This window comes from Bacteroides pyogenes DSM 20611 = JCM 6294 (assembly GCF_000428105.1).
GTDB classification, from domain to species: Bacteria; Bacteroidota; Bacteroidia; order Bacteroidales; family Bacteroidaceae; genus Bacteroides; species Bacteroides pyogenes.
The window spans coordinates 52004-70694 of sequence record NZ_ATZH01000010.1 but is presented as its reverse complement, the minus strand read 5'-3'; the positions used below and the strand labels follow the sequence as shown (position 1 = coordinate 70694).

Sequence of the window (18691 nt, the reverse complement as noted above, 5' to 3'; positions counted from 1 at the left end):
TACAGATGCAAGTCAAGCTAATCAGACGTTTTGTACCATAAATCATCGCATTTTTTGCAACATTATAGGATTCTACTTGATAATACGACAATAATCGGTTATTTTTGTCGCAAATATTGCGACGTTTGGACTGCATTCCGTTGGAATGCGACTGAACTGACAGCGCTTCTTGAAGAAGTGAACCGCAAACAGGGTTTGTTATATGGCAGGCTTGCCTCGCTTGGCTTTGATAGCAAATTAAAAGCGATGGCGGAGAATCTGACGTATGATATCGTTTATTCGTCAGAAATAGAAGGAATACGATTGAATGTAGATGAAGTGCGTTCATCCATTGCTCGAAAATTGGGTATAGAAACTATCAGACAGACAGCGCCATCGCACTACATAGATTCTGTTGTGGCAGTCATGCTTGATGCAGTAAATCATTACGACCAGTTATTGACGAAAGAGAAAATTCGTGCATGGCAAGCAGCATTCTTCCCGACAGGTTTCAGCGAGGGTTCGCAGATTGAAGTTGGACAGTATCGTACAAGCGAGGAACATATTGTCTCCGGGATGTTCGGTCGCGAGAAAATCCATTATATTGCTCCCTCACCGGAACGCGTGGACGAAGAAATGGCACATTTTCTTGATTGGTTTAACAGTCAGGAAAATATAAATTCGGTTATACGGTCAGCCATTGCACATTTCTGGTTTGTCAGCATTCATCCATTTGAAGATGGCAACGGACGCTTGGCGCGCATACTTTCTGATATGCTGTTGGCTCGTGCTGATAAGAGTGAGTTCAGATTTTATAATATTTCCTCTCAAATAAATAAGGATAAAAACCACTATTACGATATTCTGGAAAAGGCTCAACACGGCGATGGTGACATCACAGAATGGATATGCTGGTACGCCCATACGTTGTCTGTAGCACTTGACGAAGCGGAAAATATCGTCAGTACCGTCTTGAACAAGAATTTCTTTTGGCAAAAGGCTTCTTCTGTGCCACTTAGCCGAAGGCAGACCGATATGCTGAACCTGTTTCTTGATGGCTATGAAGCAAAGATAACTTCCAAAACTTGGGCATCATTGGCCAAATGTTCCAAAGACACAGCCATACGAGATATTCAAGACCTTATAGAAAAAGACATTCTTCGAGAAGACATTCCCGGTGCCAAACGACCGAGCTATTCCATTATATACGACCCGGAAGACATCACAGCCTTTTTTTCTGAAATCAGCATCGAGCAGCAAAACGGGAATCAATACATCAAAGCTCTCTACAAGGGTAAGTTACAAGTGTGCGAAAGAATTTTGCCACTTGATGCAGAGCGGTTTGAAAAAGGCGACCTTCCATTAGAAAACCTGCTTGCCAAGTATTGTTCCTATTTAAGGATGAACTGAAAGGTTAGGCACATTCATAATCCTTAATTTATATCAAGCAGGATGGGACGCTCCTAATTTTGCCATTTACCCCCTCGCAGTAGGTATAGTGGCTGCATGGAAGTATGGGCACGAACACTTCAACGCTGCGGCATTCGCCGTTTTCACTGTCAACTACCTCAAGTTTATCACCGGCAAAGTCGATGTACATCCGGTCTCCGGCATAATGCTCGACATGGCCTACAACATGGGTTAGGATGTGTTTCGCGGTACTCTTCGTACAGGGTTTTCACTGTTACGCCCCGTCGGCTAAGTCGGGCGGCATACTCAGGAAGAAGCGCCTCAAGCTCAAGTTGGCGTTGTGACGGAACCACTGGAGAATGTTTGCTATCTTTGTTGTCATAGTAGAAATGATTTTATCCCACCGGTCAAGACGGGTATCAAATCTACGGAAAAATCCCCTGCCGGACATTGTCTGACAAGGGCATTTTATATTGGAATCAATGGGCAGGATTATTTGGGAACAAGGGGATAGAATCGATTGGTTTTAGGGGCATCTTACATAGGATTTTCCAGGTGCACCACGCGGATGTGGCGAAGGAGATTGTGCAAAATTTTTGGCTGGCTCTTTGGGAAAATCCGCGTATGTTGCGCCCCGATAAAGACGGATGCGCAAAGGTTTTTCTGATGCAATATCTGCGTTTCCGCATCTACGACATCTATCGAATTGCCGTTCCCGAAACCGTTCCGATAGATGAAACCGATATTGTTTCGCCGCTTTTGGCAGGTGCCGACATGGAGAAAGAGGAATTGTTGCATATTGTGTGCGATGCACTGAAAAACAGTACGTTGCTCACAAAAAAAACTTTTTGGATGCGGGTGGATAACATTTCCGCCAAAGAGGTTGCCAACGAATTGAATACCACACCGCAAACGGTTCACAACACGTTTTCGAGGGCGTTGCACACCGTTCGCGAGTACATTCGGAAACATTATCCCGAAATTGCCGATAGCGCAGTAAGGTTGTTTGTCGCGATTTATTTTTTCAGGTAAATAAGCCAATACCAATCTTTTGGGTCGCCCGCGCCCACGCTCGGCGTGTAAAGAAACAATTTGGCTTTTTGAGTGGGATTGGCAGTGAGAAATTCGCGCGTTTTTGCCAAACCTTGAACGGAAATCCACGGTTTATCATAATCTAATTCCCTATTGTCGGGGTTAAATACATTTTCAAAACCGGTGGGATAACGGAGGTCGTAGGTTGATATGTGTTTAAAAGCAGAAGCGGGTTCGAGTTTTTTGGGGAACGTCATTTTACCCCGCCCCATCCAATGAATGGTTCCCTCAAAAAGTGGTTGCCAGAGTTCCTTGTAAATCAACTTCACGCTGCCGAAATCGCTTGGCACAACGTACTCGTTTTCAATAGTAAAGTCTTCGGTTTTCTTGTCGAAACCCAATATCGTTCCACCTTCAAACGTGTTGGTGGTGTAGTCCACTCTCAGCAGCAGCACCTGATTGGGGGCGTTACTTTCTAAACCGGTTTCAAAATTTGAGTTCATATCCGCTGAATTACAGGCGAATAGTATGCTCAATAAGGAGACAAATAAAATTTTTGCTTTCATGTTTCGGGTGTTTTATTATTAAACGGTGGCGTATTTGTTTTTGTTTAAATGTTACCTTATTTATGGAGAATCCAGTGTAAGATGCCCGCTAAAACCAAAATGATTCTACCCCCTGAAAATATTCAATAATGCCCCCTCAAAACGTCTTGACCGATGGGGTTATTATTTATTTTAGTTTATTTGGCAGTTGCGAGGTAATAATGATAGACTTGCGTCCATGCCGATCCTCTATTATATCAAGCAGGATGGGACGTTCCTAACTTTGCCACTTTAAGCGTACCCATAATGTACTATCGCCATCTTTCCAATCCAAATCGGTAAAAATCTACTCTTCAATAGCATAGCTTCAAACCGAAAAAACGGCGGGCATGAAGCGCAACTTCTGTTCCCCGCTATCTTTCTGACGAACAAACTTTCTGTTTGCATGAAGCAATCCTATCGGGAAAATCCGCTCAAATGCGGTCGGCCTCCACATATCCGTTCATCACGGCATAGATGGTTAGTCCCGACACCGACTTGATGCCCAGTTTTTCCGTGATGTTTTTTCTGTGCGTGATGACGGTAGTCTGGCTGATGTTCAGCTTGTCCGCAATCTCTTTGTTGATCAAGCCTTTGGTGATGAGCACCAACACCTCGATTTCCCGTGCCGACAGTATATCCTGCTGGGGAACCATTGCCGGGATGGGAGGCATTCCCTTTACGGGATAGCCGTGTTGATGGGCGTGCTGATGCAGCTTGAGCAGGTTTCTCACCAGCACCTCTTCCGTTTCGTATACATTGAGCACGACAATGCCGGAGAGCTGGAACTGCGGACTGTCGCTTGCCAGTACGATCGTTTTCCGTTTGCGGGGCAGGAAGAAGGCATTGTGCTCCATGTAAATTTGTGCGGAAACGAAGTAATGGGCATACATGTCCGGCGTGTCGTCCGCCAGTTCGCCGAAGCTCCGGAACGTGCGGATGACGGCTATCGGAATCATTCTTTCCAACAGGTTCTTCAATCCTAAGCAAGTCAGGGTATTGGGATCTATAATGGCTATTTCGGGTTTATTCATCTTCGTTTGTTTTTGGCGGTTGTTCCTTCTCTGTTTATTTCATATAATTTTTTCATTCCGGGCAGATGTTGCGGGTTTCTCCGGTCGATTCTCATGCTTCCGTTATCCTTGTCCGCCTCCTTGCGCCATATAGCCGGCTACCGCTTCGGCGCAGCGTTCTCCGTCTATCCCGGCGGAGACGATGCCGCCTGCATACCCCGCCCCTTCGCCGCAAGGGAAGAGTCCGCGCAAGGTGACGTGTTGCAGGCTCTCTTTGTCGCGCGCGATGCGGACAGGCGACGAGGTGCGTGTTTCGACTCCTATCATCACCGCTTCGTTCGTCAGGAAACCGCGACTGCTGCGTCCGAACTGCCGGAAACCCATTGACAGGCGTTGGGTGATGAACTCCGGCATCCAGAAATGGAGAGGGGAGGAGACGATGCCCGGATTATACGATGTTTCCGGCAAGTCGTAACTGAGCTTCCTGAGGGTGAAGTCGAGCATGCGCTGTGCGGGAGCCGTCTGCCGTCTTCCTCCTTGTTGCCAGCACTGTCGTTCGAGTTCTTCTTGGAAATAAAGTAGCGGGAGAATCCGGGTATGAAGCGCCGAAAGTTCTCCGTTTGTCAGCAACGGGTTGATGGCGAGAAGCTGTTCGTCGCGTTGTTCGCTCCGTTCTTCGCTTCCGGTTTTCAGCTTGCCGCTTGCGAGATCTTCGGGCTGTATCTCCACCACCATGCCCGAGTTGCTCCAGCGCGAGCCGCGGTTGGAAGGAGACATGCCGTTCACCACCACCTGTTCCGCTCCGCTGGCTGCCGGAACGACGAATCCTCCGGGGCACATGCAGAAACTGTACACTCCCCGCCCTTCGGCTTGAGTGACAAAACTGTATTCGGCTGCGGGGAGGTATTTCCCCCTTCCGTTCCGGTTGTGATATTGTATTTGGTCGATCAACGCCGCCGGATGTTCCAGACGAACGCCTACGGCAATCCCTTTCGGCTCGATGGCGATGCGATGCGCTGCCAGCCACCGGTAAACATCGCGCGCGGAGTGCCCCGTTGCCAGAATGACAGGACCCGAGAACGTCTGTCCCGCGTTCGTCTCGATGCCTTTCACCTCTCCGTCTTCAATAATCAAAGCATCCATCCGGGTTTGGAAATGCACTTCGCCCCCGCACGAGAGAATCGTTCGGCGCATATTCTCAATCACGCGAGGCAGCTTGTCCGTACCGATGTGCGGGTGAGCGTCCGCAAGTATCGCTGCGGATGCCCCATGCTGGCAGAACACGTTCAGGATTTTGTCCGTGTTTCCCCTTTTTTTGCTGCGGGTATAGAGCTTCCCGTCGGAGTAGGCGCCCGCCCCTCCCTCTCCGAAACTGTAATTCGATTCGGGGTTTACGATATGTTCACGGTTGATTTGCGCAAGGTCTTTCTTCCGCTCGCGTACATCCTTTCCGCGTTCTACGACAACGGGGCGCAAACCGAGTTCGATAAGGCGCAGGGCTGCGAACAACCCGCCCGGACCGGCACCCACTACGATAACCTGTGGCTTTCCTTCTACGTTGGGGTAGTGCGTATGCGCGTATTCATCGTCCTGAGGAACTTCGCGAATGTACGCCCGTACCTTCAGGTTGACGAACACGGTGCGCTGCCGCGCGTCGATGCTCCGCTTCAATATCCGGACGGCAGTCATCTCGTGCAGTCCGATTCCTTTCTCTTTCGACAAATATTCTTTCAATCGCTGCTCGTTGGCGGCCGTTTCGGGGAGAACGCGCAGTTGGTATTCTTGTATCATAAGATTCGTTTATCTGCCGGTTTCGTGCGGGTTTATCCGAATAGCGCCCTGAACGCCTCTTCCACCTTCCTCACCGGAACCAGTTCAATTTTCAGTTTTTGGGTATTTATCCCTTGCAGGTTGTATTTGGGCAGCAGAAACTGTTTGAAACCCAGCTTTTCCGCTTCACCGATGCGTTGCTCGATGCGGTTCACCGGGCGTATCTCTCCCGAAAGTCCGATTTCTCCCGCCATGCAGATTTCCCGTTCGACGGGAGCGTCCATGTTCGACGACAAGATAGCGCTGATGACTGCCAAGTCGATGGCGGGGTCGTTCACTTTCAGTCCGCCGGCAATGTTGAGGAACACGTCTTTCTGCGCAAGTTTGAAGCCGACGCGCTTTTCGAGCACCGCCAGCAACATGTTCATCCTACGTATGTCGAATCCCGTAGCCGAGCGTTGGGGCGTTCCGTAAGCCGCCGTGCTTACCAGAGCCTGCGTCTCTATCAGAAACGGGCGCACGCCTTCGATGGCGGAGGCCACCGCCACTCCGCTCATCCCTTCATGGTCTTGGCTCAGCAACAGTTCCGACGGGTTGCTCACTTGCCGCAGTCCGTCCTGCCGCATCTCGTAAATGCCCAGCTCCGCCGTGCTGCCGAAACGGTTTTTGATGCTTCGCAGGATGCGGTACATATAGTGTTGGTCGCCTTCGAACTGAAGAACGGTGTCGACGATGTGCTCCAGCACTTTCGGCCCTGCGATGCTTCCTTCCTTATTGATATGCCCGATCAGCAACACCGGCGTATGGGTTTCTTTGGCAAACCGCAGGATGGAGGCCGAACATTCCCGTACCTGGGCGACGCTTCCGGGCGAAGATTCGATCGTCTCGGTGGAGATGGTCTGGATGGAGTCGATGATGACTAAATCGGGGTTGGTATTCTTGATGTGCACGTATATTTGCTCCAGCGAAGTCTCGCATACGATGAGGCAATCGTTCGACACGCGGGAAAGGCGGTCGGCACGAAGTTTCAACTGCCGTGCGCTCTCTTCGCCGGAGACGTAGAGGATTTTCCGTTCCGGCATACGAAGCACGGTTTGCATCACCAGCGTCGACTTCCCGATGCCCGGCTCACCGCCTATCAGTACGAGCGAACCCGGCACAAGTCCGCCTCCCAACACCCGGTTCAACTCTTCGTCGTGCATGTCGATGCGCGGTTCGTCGTCCGCTTCTATCTCGCTCAATGCAAGCGGTTTCGCCTTCGGGGTCTCGATACCCGACACGGGACGCCGGCTTACCGGCTCTTTCCGCACAATCTCTTCCACATACGTGTTCCATTCTCCGCACGACGGACATTTGCCGACCCATTTCGGCGAACCCTGTCCGCAGTTGCTGCATACATACACTGTTTTCTCTTTAGCCATCGGCGCTTCTCCTTCTTTTTACGGTTTGCAAAACAAGGGGCGGTTTGCTTTCAATTTTCTCCCTTCCTGTCCATACGGCAGCATTCGAGAGGTCCGTACCGCAAGTTCTATCCGGACGGTTTGTTCTGAACTCCCTCTGATCCTGTAGGTACGACCGATGTTGCATGTTCGCCAACGGAAATCGTTTGTTCGAAAAACCTTGAACGGCATAGCCTCACCCTCTTTTGCAGCCTACAAAAATAGCGATAATTTATCGGAAAGAGGCGAATATCGCCTCAGTATCTTTGCAGGAGCGGGCAAAAATACGTCTATTCTTCTGTTTGAATGGTAATCTCTCCCGCTATCGAGCGGTTCATCCGGAGGCGGACTTCTTCGGGGCTGTATCCGTGTCCCAACAGGAACATCAGTTTGGCGATGGCGGACTCCGTAGTGCTGTCGTATCCGCTTACCACGCCTGCTTGCAGAAGCTGGTAACCGGTTTCGTATCGTTCCATCTCTACGGTTCCGGCATTGCATTGAGTCACATTCACTATCACCACGCCTCGTTTGCTGGCTTCGCATAGCCGACGGATAAACCAGTCCTTTCGCGGAGCGTTGCCCGACCCGTAGGTTTCGAGCACCAGCGCTTTAAGTCCTTTGATTTCCAGAATGGTGGCGACAACATCTTCCTGAATGCCGGGAAAAAGTTTCAGTACCGCCACGTTGGTGTCGAGCAGATAATGGGGAATCAGCTTGCGCCGTTCGCCGTTGACGTGAATTTGTACATTGTTGTATTTAATATGGATGCCTGCTTCCGCCAGTACCGGGTAGTTGAACGATCCGAACGCGTTGAAATTCTCCGCGCTCAGTTTGGTGGTGCGGTTTCCCCGCATCAAATGGTTCTCGAAGAAGATGCAGACTTCCGGCACGAGCGACTTCCCCTCGCCGTTGCAAGCGGCGGCTATCTCGATACTGGTCATCAGGTTTTCTTTCCCATCCGTGCGAAGCACTCCGATAGGCAATTGCGAACCTGTCAGAATCACCGGCTTATCCAGATTCTCGAGCATGAAGCTCAGCGCCGAAGCGGTATAAGCCATCGTGTCCGTTCCGTGCAGAATGACAAATCCCCGGTATCGGTCGTAATTCTCGTAAATGATGCGCACCAGCTTTTGCCACATGTCCGGCTCCATATCCGAAGAGTCCATCGGAGGATCGAACTGGTAGGTATCGATAGGGAATTTGAATTTCAGCAATTCGGGGACATGCTTTTGCAGATGTTCGAAATCAAAATTCTCTAATGCACCTGTTTCCGGGTTCTCGATCATTCCAATCGTTCCTCCGGTGTATATTAGCAATACGGAAGTGTTTGGTGCCGTCATAAGCGGATATAATGCTTTTATTTTTTGCAAATGTAGCAAAATTATGGATATAAAATAGCAAAATGACATAAAAGTGCATTTGTTGTTTCGGATGCTCCGGAAAGGGGAAATGCTTTTTATTAGAAAAATATCGAAAAATGTGATAGATTGAATATTATTATTCTTATTTTTGCGACACTTATCAATGATAAAGGTAGAAACAGAGACTATGATGAATTACTATCCACATACAGTCATGTTCATGTGCACCATGACCCTTAGGGGTTAAGGGATAGTATTTGTGTATCTACGCGATTCACGCCTATGTAAGTAGGCAAAATTCAAAATTTTAGTTTTAGTTGGCAAGGAGATTAAATGAGCCGGTTATATTCTGCCGCTCCATGTCTCGCTTCTGTAGATTGCCGGCTTGTATCTGTAAAACAACAATCATGAAAGTAATGAAATTCGGCGGAACGTCTGTGGGTTCCGCAAAAAGCATATTAAACGTAAAGAGAATCGTTGAGGCTGCCGGCGATCCGGTAATCGTAGTCGTTTCCGCATTGGGAGGAATTACCGACAAACTGATACATACGTCGAAGATGGCGGCGGCCGGAGATTCGGGGTATGAGGAAGCCTTCGGCGAGATTGTCCGCCGCCATGAAGAGATGGTGGAGGATATTATTCCGGCGGGTGAAAGGAAACATGCGTTGAAACAGCGGATCGGGGAATTGCTGAATGAGTTGAGAGACATCTTTCAGGGAATTTTCCTCATCAAAGATCTCTCGCCGAAAACATCCGATACGATAGTAAGCTACGGCGAGCGGCTTTCTTCCATCATTGTCGCCGAACTGATTGAAGGAGCCGAACGGTTCGATTCCCGCGCATTCGTCAAGACGGAGAAGAAGCACAGCAAGCACACATTGGACAAAGATCTGACGAACCGGCTGGTGAGAGAAACGTTTCGTTCCATTCCCAAGGTGGCGGTAGTGCCCGGCTTTATCTCTTCGGACAAAACAACGGGAGAGGTGACAAATCTCGGACGCGGCGGTTCGGACTATACGGCAGCGGTGATTGCCGCCGCGCTCGATGCCGACAGTCTGGAAATATGGACGGATGTAGACGGCTTCATGACTGCCGATCCGCGTGTAATCCCGAATGCTTACACCATCACCGAGCTGAGTTATGTGGAGGCCACCGAGCTTTGTAACTTCGGGGCCAAAGTCGTTTATCCGCCCACCATCTATCCGGTGTGCCACAAGAACATACCTATTCTGATAAAGAACACGTTCAATCCCGACGGAGCGGGTACGGTTATCAAGCAAGAGGTTTCCAGCCCGCAAAGCAAGGCCATCAAAGGAATCTCCTCGATCAACGATACCAGCCTCATTACGGTGCAGGGCTTGGGAATGGTCGGCGTCATCGGTGTGAACTACCGCATCTTCAAAGTGTTGGCCAAGAACGGTATCAGTGTGTTTCTCGTTTCGCAGGCTTCTTCGGAGAACAGCACGTCCATCGGAGTGCGCACTGCCGATGCCGATCTGGCTTGCGAAGTGTTGAACGAAGAGTTTGCCAAAGAGATAGAAATGGGAGAAATCTCGCCGATGCAGGCCGAGAAAGATTTGGCAACGGTGGCTATCGTGGGCGAGAATATGAAACATACGCCGGGTATTGCCGGCAAGCTTTTCGGTACGCTGGGGCGAAACGGTATCAATGTAATCGCCTGCGCGCAGGGAGCTTCGGAGACCAACATCTCCTTTGTCATCGATTCCCGCTCGCTTCGCAAAGCGTTGAATGTGATTCACGACTCGTTTTTCCTTTCCGAGTATCAGGTACTCAACCTCTTTATCTGCGGCATCGGTACGGTAGGCGGCAGTCTGATAGAGCAAATTCGCAGCCAGCGGGAAAGGCTGATGGCGGAAAACGGATTGAAGTTGCACGTGGTAGGCATCATCGACGGAAGTAGAGCAATGTTCGGGCGCAATGGTTTCGACCTTGCCAATTTCCGTGAAGAACTTAAAGCCCACGGGATGCCCAGCAGCCGCGAGACCATCCGCGACGAGGTGATAGGGATGAATATATTCAACTCCGTATTTGTGGATTGTACGGCGAGTCCCGATATAGCGTCGCTCTACAAAGACTTCTTGCAGCACAATATCTCTGTGGTGGCAGCCAATAAGATTGCCGCTTCTTCGGAGTATGAGAACTACCGCGAGCTGAAGACCATCGCGCGCCGGCGTGGCGTTAAGTTTCTTTTCGAGACCAACGTGGGTGCGGGACTGCCCATCATCAATACGATCAATGATTTGATTCACAGCGGCGACAAGATATTGAAGATCGAGGCGGTGCTTTCGGGCACGCTGAACTACATTTTCAATAAGATCAGTGCCGACCTTCCTTTCAGCCGTACCATCAGGATGGCGCAGGAGGAGCGATATTCCGAACCCGATCCGCGCATCGACCTGAGCGGAAAGGACGTCATTCGCAAGCTGGTGATTCTGGCGCGCGAGGCGGGTTACCGCATCGATCAGGAGGATGTGGAGAAGAATCTTTTTGTACCGAACGACTTTTTCGAAGGTTCTCTGGACGACTTCTGGAAGAAAGTGCCGAGCCTCGATGCCGCTTTCGAAGAGCGTCGCCGGATTCTGGAGAAAGAACACAAGCATTGGCGCTTTGTGGCCAAGCTGGAAGAGGGGAAAGCTTCCGTCGGCCTGCAGGAGGTTGCCGCAAACCATCCGTTCTACGGACTGGAAGGCAGCAACAACATCATTCTGCTCACGACGGAACGTTATAAAGAGTATCCGATGATGATTCAGGGATACGGTGCCGGCGCCGGAGTCACCGCAGCCGGAGTATTTGCCGATATCATGAGTATAGCAAACGTATAAAGATGAAGCATATTATCATATTGGGAGACGGCATGGCCGATTGGCCGGTGCAGTCGTTAGGCGGCAAGACTTTGTTGCAATATGCCGATACGCCGTATATGGACAAGCTCGCCCGCATGGGACGAAACGGACGTTTGGTTACCGTGCCCGAAGGTTTTCATCCCGGCAGCGAAGTCGCCAACATGTCTGTGTTGGGGTATGACCTGCCGAACGTGTACGAAGGGCGCGGCGTGCTCGAAGCCGCCAGCATCGGTGTCGACCTGCAACCGCGCGAGATGGCGATGCGCTGTAATCTGGTGTGCGTGGAAGGGGAGATTCTGAAGAACCATTCTTCGGGACACATTTCCACCGAAGAGGCCGATGTCTTGATCCGTTTCCTGCATGAGAAGTTGGGGAACGAACGCGTACGCTTCCATACAGGTGTACAGTATCGTCATTTATTAGTTGTCGAAGGAGGAAACAAACAATTGCACTGTACCCCTCCGCACGATGTGCCTTTGCAGCCGTTTCGCCCGCTGCTGGTGAAACCCTTGGTTCCCGAAGCGGAAGAGACGGCGGCTCTGATCAACAATCTTATACTGAAATCGCAGGAACTGCTGATGAATCATCCGTTGAACCTGTGGCGAATGGCTGAGGGAAAAGATCCTGCCAACAGCATCTGGCCGTGGAGTCCGGGCTATCGCCCGCAGATGCCTGCGCTTTCCGCCACCTTTCCGCAGATAAGAAAAGGCTCTGTGATTTCGGCGGTGGATCTCATCAACGGCATCGGGGCGTATGCCGGACTGCGTCGTATTGCGGTGGAAGGAGCGACAGGGCTGTACGATACGAACTACGAGAACAAGGTTGCCGCAGCTCTCAAGGCTTTGCGAACGGATGACTTTGTCTACCTGCACATCGAAGCCAGCGATGAGGCGGGGCATGAAGGGGATGTGGCCTTGAAACTCCGAACGATTGAGAACCTCGACCGGCGCGTTGTCGGACCGATTTACGAGGCTGTGAAAGATTGGAGCGAGCCGGTTGCGATTGCCGTGTTGCCCGATCATCCCACACCCTGCGAACTTCGTACGCATACGGCAGAGCCGGTTCCTTTTCTCATCTGGCATCCGGGCATCGAGCCCGACGCGGTGCAGACGTATGACGAGGCGGCCGCCTGCGAGGGTGTTTACGGATTGCTGAAAGAAGATGAATTTATGAAGAAGTTCATGGGAGAAGGTTCTCCGGAGACTGAACGGGGATAACTTTTGCTTTGCAACGTACCGTCGTCATTGGCACAAGACGTGGGCAGACTGAAAAAAGGAATAACCTTTTCTTTGCGCTGTACCGTCGGTGGATTCTGATGCACTGCTGTTGGAATAATAAGGAAGAAGAATGCTTGTGAAAGCGTTGCGTTTTCTTTCCGGCGCATTGTCTGGGCAACCTTTTGCAGAACTTTTTTTGTCATAAAATAAAAAAGAACTATGAACTATTACAGTACCAATAAAAAAACGTCGGCGGTTTCGCTGCAAGAAGCTGTGGTGAAAGGGCTTGCCGCAGACAAAGGGTTGTTTATGCCCGCAACCGTCGAAACTCTTCCGCAAGAGTTTTACGATTCGATCGATACGCTTTCTTTTCAGGAAACAGCGTTTCGTGTGGCGGAAGCCTTCTTCGGTGAAGATGTTCCTGCGGATGTTTTGCGCCAAATCGTATGCGATACACTGAATTTCGACGTCCCGTTGGTAAGGGTGACGGAGGATGTTTATTCGCTGGAACTCTTTCACGGACCGACGCTCGCCTTCAAAGATGTAGGCGCAAGGTTCATGGCGCGCTTGCTGGGTTATTTCATCCGGAAGGAGAGGCATGGGCAGGTCGATGTGCTGGTGGCTACCTCCGGCGATACGGGAAGTGCCGTAGCCAACGGCTTCCTCGGCGTGGAAGGGATTCGCGTGCACGTGCTTTATCCTCAAGGGAAAGTAAGTGAAATACAGGAAAAACAGTTTACCACGTTGGGACGGAACATCACGGCGATTGAAGTGGACGGGACATTCGACGACTGTCAGGCATTGGTGAAAGCCGCTTTCATGGATGAAGAGCTTAACCGACACCTTTCCCTCACCTCCGCCAACTCCATCAATGTGGCCCGCTTTCTTCCCCAAGCCTTCTATTACTTCTATGCGTACGCGCAGTTGAAACGTATCGGAAAAGCGCAGAATGTGGTTGTTTGCGTGCCGAGCGGCAATTTCGGCAATATTACCGCCGGACTGTTTGCCAAGAAGATGGGGCTTCCCGTGAAGCGTTTCATCGCCGCCAACAACCGCAACGATATTTTTTACCGGTATCTGCAAACCGGCACATACACTCCCCGTCCTTCCATCGCCACCATCGCCAATGCCATGGACGTGGGCGATCCGAGCAATTTCGCCCGTATCATCGACCTCTACGGAAATTCCCATGCCGCCATTACCGCCGATATTTCCGGCGCTACCTATACGGACGAACAGATTCGCGAGACGGTTGCGCAGACGTGGAGAACGTCCGGTTATCTTCTCGACCCGCATGGGGCGTGCGGCTACCGTGCTCTTTCGGAAAGCTTGCAACCCGGTGAAACGGGCATATTCCTCGAGACGGCGTACCCCGCCAAATTCTTGGAGACGGTGGAAGGCATTGTAGGAGAAAGGGTGGAAGTTCCTGCCAAGTTGCAGGCGTTTATGAAAGGAGAGAAGCGGAGCCTGCCGATGCACAAAGATTTCGCCTCCTTCAAGAGGTACTTGCTCTCGCTGTGACCCTGCCTCTGAAGGGCGGCTCGCTTCTGCTCGAGGCCTTCAAGCGGTACTTGCTCTCGCTGTGACGAGGAAGCGAGCTTTTCCCTCCTTGTGCGTGACAGCCGTTTCCGCTACCGACATTCCTTATCAAAGGCGTATGCCTCATTCAAGAGTATGCCGTTCTTCCGTTTAAAACTCTTGGAAGTCTTTCGGGAAACGGGATACCCGTACATTTAAGGGCGACCGTTTCCGGTTTTCGTTTGAAGTGAAGGCGGGCGGTTGCGGGAAAGAACCGGTTGTCCCTTTATTGAGTTTTCGCTTCGGCGTAAAGCGGGGTTTGCTTTTTCGGTATATTGAAGGCCTTTTCCTGGAACACGGAGAAGATTCTTTCAGAATGTCGTAAAGCTTTTTCGATGGATTGGGAATTTGCTTTCAGTGTCGAAACGGAAGCTTTGCTGGTGTGAAACGAACTTCAATAATTGCTTTGTAGGACTTCGCCCGGAATTGAAACGGAAGCTTTGTTTGTATGAAACAGAAGCTCTGTTTCATACAAACAAAGCTTCTGCTGATGTAAAATAGAAGCTCCGTTTGGATGAATTGCAATCGCAAGGCGAATGATTGTTTAGTGCCCAACCTTCAGGCAGGAGTCTTGCCGGATATTCGCCGGAGCGGTATTTCCCTCCCATGCAATGCCCGCTTTGTGCCGGCATAAATCCTTCACCCATCCCGCTACAACCTCTTCCACCTTCTCCATCTCTTCTCGCTTGATGGAGAACAGCCCCGATACAATGCAAGAGGGGCAAAGGCGTTTCAGGTCGGGCAGTGTCTTGCTTGCCGGACTCTTTCCGCTGCTGCATACCGGTATCACAGTCTTTCCTTTCAGCATTTCCCGGTGATTGTGCAGGAAAGTCTGCATCGGCATGGCGACTTTTCCCAGCCACAGGGGATAACAGATGAAAACCGTGTCGTACGCTTCCATATCGTCCAACCGGGTGCGGATGGCGGGATAATCGTTTCTCTCGTAGATGGCGTTCTTTTCTGCGCGTGCCCGCAGCACCGTTTCCATATAGTTTTCAGGATAGGGCGTTTGAGGCTCTATCCTCACCGGCTTTCCGCCTACGGCTTTCTGTAGTGCAGCGGCAACCTTTTCTGTGTTTCCGCTCCAAGAGAAGTAAACAATAAGTTGCTTTGTCGGTTTCTCCTGCGTTTGTGCCGGGAGAGGTTGCAAGCGCAGAACGCAAAGAAGCGTGGCGATGATGAGGGGGAAAACAGGTATCTTCATATGTTTTTCTATTTTTTTTGTTACCAAGATGGGTTTCGATATAAAAATGAAGCAATAGTTTAATTAATTCTTTAAATATTTATCGGAAACAAATATAATCAAATATACCGGAATGAATGGGCAAGACTTGAAAGAAGGAATTGATTGAATCGGGAAGGTGTTAGATAAGCGAAAAGCTGTGGAAAGCATATAAAAATGTTATGGAGTCAATCGAATGAAAAAAGGACAGGTATGTTATTGTTGTGTAGAAAATACGTCGATTGCCTTGCCCGATTGATTGTTTTTTTGTTTTATGAGAAAAGCAATGACGACTATTATTGATATGTATTCAAAAAAAGCTCGATTTCAGGGATTTATATTTGTTTTTTTGTTATTTTTGTAATCCGAATGAGACGGTTTCTTTTTAATGAGTACTGACTAAAGGAATTGCCATTTCGGTTTTGTGTATTCATGACCATTTTTACATTTAGTATTTTATAATATATAAGATTTACTCACATGAGATATTATTCATTGTATTATTGCAAAATGAGGTATTTTTATTTTTTTCTCATGATTATGTGTGCATTGTTCGTATTTATCGGATGTGACGATGAGAATGAAAAAGAACTTCCTTTTGTTACGAATGTTTCGATAGCAGATGCCGATAAAATCTTTCGACCGGGAGATGCGGTTGTAGTTAAAGCGGAAGGCTTTCTTGAAAGCGATGATATACGTTTAAATATAAAGTGGATCTTATCGGAAGAATCCTCATTTCTTAAAGAAGGATATGCGATTGGTGAGTGTGCTGTTGTGATTGAACGCAGCTCCACAAGCATTCGTTTTTTGGCTCCCGGACATTATCCTGCATCTAGAGTAGAAATATTGTTACATCGACAGGGAAAAACAATGTTGTTGGGAGAAATTTCTGTTGCTGACGGACAATCGCCCGAAGAGTTGCAACTTTATGGTATTATAAACTCGCGTTCCAATACTTCAAAACCGTATGGTATTGACCATATAGATTTGAAAACAGGTGCAGTGACGGAAATAAAACACTTCACTGAAGGAGAAGATTTTTCGCTTATAACTAATATTCCCGGGAGCTGGAAGCTTTGTGGATTGTTAAAGCGCGATAGTAAGTCATTTACAGCTTTTTATGACCTTTCCATGAATTATTGGCAATATGAAGAAAGCCTCCGTCCAGTTACATTCTGTACGACCGGTAACGAAGTGTTGGTTGCCTATCAGATAGATGATGAAACTTTATCGGTTCGCAATATCTCTGGAACTTTCTTTTCCAGAACTTTGCCTTCTCCTCCTCCTCCGCTATTCAAGCTACCTGAAGGGATAAAGCCGGAAGCATTGTCACTCTATCCGGGCATATTTTTGAGAAAAGAGAACGCGATTTTGCTTTCTGCGGATAACCGGGACGGCACTTTTTCTCCTTTGATACTGAGCTTGTCTACCCAGTGTGTGAGTGTGTGTCCATCTGTAAAGGCAAAGGCGTTGATTCCTTTCGGGATGGCTGTGCAAAAGGGAGGAAAGGGGAGTATCAGTCAATCTGCAATAAGGAAAAATGACGAATTTGAGTATGTGGCAGGTTATGTGGTTTCGGGAGAGAATGGAGAAGGAACCAAACTTTGTCTCTGGAATATGCATACAATGAAAATGGAAGCTCCGTTTGCTGTTTTTCCGAATCTCGCTCGTTCGGTTTCTACGTCTTTTATGGGTGATTTAAAAACACAAAAAATCTATTTCTTATTCGATACGAATAGAGGCGGCAGGCTTATTTATACTTATGCTCCCGATACTAAGGAGTGGAATGCGCTGTCCAATATAGGTTTTCCTTATTCCGAAATCGTATTGGCACGATAATTATTGGCGGGTTATTAAAATTCTCAGAAAGCAAGAAATACGAGGTAATCTCCTTGGCAACGGATAGTGAATTCGGCAGATTTCGCTTGATTCAGCGTACCTTGCCACCAATTGTTGAAGTCGCTCAACGGATAGGCCAAACCCTCCGCCTGCAACTCCGAAGCGCCGAAAGAGAAGATGGAGATTTGCTGACCGGGTTGTGCGGCAAAGCGGCGGGTGTCTCTCGCCGGAACGAAGATACCATAATCGGTCACCATACGTACGTCCATTCCGTTTCTCATGTATTCGATGAGCAGGCTGATATTGCCCAGCGTATGGTCTTCACGTTTGCCCGTGGCGCCGACAATTGTGATTCGCCGGAATCCCCGTTGCCGAAGATAGCGGACGGCTTTCGTCTGGTCGTTCGTCTCCTGATCGGAAACATAATGAATGATGGAAGCGAACCGCTCTCTGTTTTCGGGTGAAAGAGAGTCTCCGTCTCCGATGATGATGTCGGGAGTTTTGCCTTGTGCAATGTATTCATCGGCTGCCCCGTCGCAGCAGACCGTGAATTTGGCTTCCGCCAATATGCGCAAAGGCAGCGGGTGTACAGGATATTCGCCGTTGGCGAGTATCACGGCTTCGGGTTTAAGGCCGACGGACTCGCTGCCGGTAACGCTGCAAGAGGCGGGATGTTCGGTTGTTTCTTCCATTTTCTGTATCGTTTATTCTTAGTCTGCGGGTGTTCGGGCGACGGCTTTGCTACGCTTTGTTTAAAGAACACTGTCCGCTTGCCATCAACTCTTTCCATTTCATGTAGCCAAAGATAGCTACAATGGCATAAATTCCGTATAAAGCGGAGGTGAAATATATCTCTTTGTAGATATAAAGTCCGCAACTCACGATGTCGACCAATATCCATGCCAGCCATTGCTCGATGTGTTTGCGGGCGAGCATCCACATGCCGACGATACTGAGTGCGGTGGTGAAGCTGTCCCACCAAGGCACGTCGCTGTCGGTATATTCGATCAGGATTTTGCCGATTCCCACGAAGGCGATCAGGAAGACCGCCAATAAAGGCAGGTAATACTTTCGGGGAGTATGTATGATGGGAAGGGCGTTTGTGGCATCGGAGGTTTCGGCTGTTTTCACCGGCCCTCCTTTTCTTTTCCGTTGCCCCCACATCCAGAAGCACCATCCGTACACGGCGGCTGCCAGGTAGTAGATGTTGATGCCGAAATCCGCGTAAAGCCCGGCGTTATAATACACGAAGATGTAGATAGCCGGCATGATGATGCCCGCTATCCACAGATAGATACTTGCCCGGTACTCCAGCCAAAGGTATAGGATGCCGACTGCCGTACCTGTGATTTCAAGAATGCTTGTTTCCAAAGTCGTAAACGG

The 18691-nt window shown here is 49.4% G+C and carries 14 protein-coding genes and 1 pseudogene; 6 read left to right on the top strand and 9 right to left on the bottom strand.

The annotated features are described in order from the left end of the window. Positions 1 to 93: 93 nt before the first annotated feature. Complete coding sequence (locus C234_RS0102720) at positions 94 to 1389, top strand: Fic family protein (RefSeq protein WP_034537190.1); 1296 nt, start codon at positions 94 to 96, stop codon at positions 1387 to 1389. Positions 1390 to 1456: 67 nt separating this feature from the next. Here C234_RS0102720 and C234_RS17945 read toward each other — a convergent pair. Beyond that, positions 1457 to 1736, bottom strand: a pseudogene (locus C234_RS17945) (IS21 family transposase); the annotation flags it as partial. Positions 1737 to 1974: 238 nt separating this feature from the next. Between C234_RS17945 and C234_RS0102710 the strand changes: the two are divergent. Next, positions 1975 to 2421 (top strand): RNA polymerase sigma factor, encoded by a 447-nt coding sequence (locus tag C234_RS0102710; RefSeq protein ID WP_148295155.1) that lies wholly within the window; start codon positions 1975 to 1977, stop codon positions 2419 to 2421. Here the strand turns inward: C234_RS0102710 and C234_RS0102705 are convergent. The 5 genes from C234_RS0102705 to C234_RS0102685 all read right to left on the bottom strand — a co-directional run bounded on the left by C234_RS0102705 (position 2406) and on the right by C234_RS0102685 (position 8567). Then, positions 2406 to 2987, bottom strand: a complete 582-nt coding sequence (locus C234_RS0102705; RefSeq protein ID WP_021646417.1) for a hypothetical protein — start codon at positions 2985 to 2987, stop codon at positions 2406 to 2408. The two genes, C234_RS0102710 and C234_RS0102705, sit on opposite strands and share 16 nt — an antisense overlap. A 452-nt stretch (positions 2988 to 3439) precedes the next feature. Beyond that, entirely contained in the window at positions 3440 to 4039 is a 600-nt protein-coding gene (locus tag C234_RS0102700; protein ID WP_021646416.1) for a response regulator transcription factor, read from the bottom strand. A gap of 102 nt (positions 4040 to 4141) precedes the next feature. Then, a complete protein-coding gene (locus C234_RS0102695; protein ID WP_027324507.1) occupies positions 4142 to 5809 on the bottom strand; it encodes an NAD(P)/FAD-dependent oxidoreductase in 1668 nt (555 codons plus the stop codon). A gap of 32 nt (positions 5810 to 5841) precedes the next feature. Further along, positions 5842 to 7209 (bottom strand): DNA repair protein RadA, encoded by a 1368-nt coding sequence (gene radA / locus C234_RS0102690; protein ID WP_027324506.1) that lies wholly within the window; start codon positions 7207 to 7209, stop codon positions 5842 to 5844. Positions 7210 to 7517: 308 nt separating this feature from the next. Further along, positions 7518 to 8567, bottom strand: a complete 1050-nt coding sequence (locus C234_RS0102685) for an asparaginase (protein ID WP_027324505.1) — start codon at positions 8565 to 8567, stop codon at positions 7518 to 7520. Positions 8568 to 8995: 428 nt separating this feature from the next. On the opposite strand from C234_RS0102685, the gene thrA reads away from it, so the two are divergent. The 3 genes from thrA (at position 8996) to thrC (ending at position 14190) form a co-directional block, all read left to right on the top strand. After that, entirely contained in the window at positions 8996 to 11431 is a 2436-nt protein-coding gene (gene thrA, locus C234_RS0102680; RefSeq protein WP_021646411.1) for a bifunctional aspartate kinase/homoserine dehydrogenase I, read from the top strand. Between the two features lie 2 nt (positions 11432 to 11433). Next, positions 11434 to 12669 (top strand): cofactor-independent phosphoglycerate mutase, encoded by a 1236-nt coding sequence (locus C234_RS0102675; RefSeq protein ID WP_027324504.1) that lies wholly within the window; start codon positions 11434 to 11436, stop codon positions 12667 to 12669. 219 nt (positions 12670 to 12888) lie between these two features. Then, positions 12889 to 14190, top strand: a complete 1302-nt coding sequence (gene thrC, locus C234_RS0102670) for a threonine synthase (protein WP_027324503.1) — start codon at positions 12889 to 12891, stop codon at positions 14188 to 14190. A gap of 601 nt (positions 14191 to 14791) precedes the next feature. On the opposite strand, the gene C234_RS16690 is transcribed toward thrC, so the two are convergent. Next, positions 14792 to 15451: a flavodoxin gene (locus tag C234_RS16690; protein WP_052001887.1), complete on the bottom strand. Its 660-nt coding sequence runs from the start codon at positions 15449 to 15451 to the stop codon at positions 14792 to 14794. A 498-nt stretch (positions 15452 to 15949) separates the two neighbouring features. On the opposite strand from C234_RS16690, the gene C234_RS0102655 reads away from it, so the two are divergent. Then, complete coding sequence (locus C234_RS0102655) at positions 15950 to 17308, top strand: WD40-like domain containing protein (RefSeq protein WP_081688098.1); 1359 nt, start codon at positions 15950 to 15952, stop codon at positions 17306 to 17308. A 23-nt stretch (positions 17309 to 17331) separates the two neighbouring features. Here the strand turns inward: C234_RS0102655 and C234_RS0102650 are convergent, their stop codons facing one another. Both C234_RS0102650 and pnuC read right to left on the bottom strand, forming a co-directional pair. Further along, positions 17332 to 18000, bottom strand: a complete 669-nt coding sequence (locus tag C234_RS0102650; protein WP_081688097.1) for a thiamine diphosphokinase — start codon at positions 17998 to 18000, stop codon at positions 17332 to 17334. A 49-nt stretch (positions 18001 to 18049) separates the two neighbouring features. Then, positions 18050 to 18679: a nicotinamide riboside transporter PnuC gene (gene pnuC / locus C234_RS0102645; protein ID WP_027324500.1), complete on the bottom strand. Its 630-nt coding sequence runs from the start codon at positions 18677 to 18679 to the stop codon at positions 18050 to 18052. Positions 18680 to 18691: the final 12 nt, after the last annotated feature.

Coding starts and splice junctions, on each gene's coding strand:
- thrA (WP_021646411.1), top strand. CDS start 8,996: ATGAAAGTAATGAAATTCGGCGGAACGTCTGTGGGTTCCGCAAAAAGC.
- C234_RS16690 (WP_052001887.1), bottom strand. CDS start 15,451: ATGAAGATACCTGTTTTCCCCCTCATCATCGCCACGCTTCTTTGCGTT.
- C234_RS0102675 (WP_027324504.1), top strand. CDS start 11,434: ATGAAGCATATTATCATATTGGGAGACGGCATGGCCGATTGGCCGGTG.
- C234_RS0102705 (WP_021646417.1), bottom strand. CDS start 2,987: ATGAAAGCAAAAATTTTATTTGTCTCCTTATTGAGCATACTATTCGCC.
- radA (WP_027324506.1), bottom strand. CDS start 7,209: ATGGCTAAAGAGAAAACAGTGTATGTATGCAGCAACTGCGGACAGGGT.
- C234_RS0102685 (WP_027324505.1), bottom strand. CDS start 8,567: ATGACGGCACCAAACACTTCCGTATTGCTAATATACACCGGAGGAACG.
- C234_RS0102650 (WP_081688097.1), bottom strand. CDS start 18,000: ATGGAAGAAACAACCGAACATCCCGCCTCTTGCAGCGTTACCGGCAGC.
- C234_RS0102695 (WP_027324507.1), bottom strand. CDS start 5,809: ATGATACAAGAATACCAACTGCGCGTTCTCCCCGAAACGGCCGCCAAC.
- thrC (WP_027324503.1), top strand. CDS start 12,889: ATGAACTATTACAGTACCAATAAAAAAACGTCGGCGGTTTCGCTGCAA.
- C234_RS0102655 (WP_081688098.1), top strand. CDS start 15,950: ATGAGATATTATTCATTGTATTATTGCAAAATGAGGTATTTTTATTTT.
- C234_RS0102700 (WP_021646416.1), bottom strand. CDS start 4,039: ATGAATAAACCCGAAATAGCCATTATAGATCCCAATACCCTGACTTGC.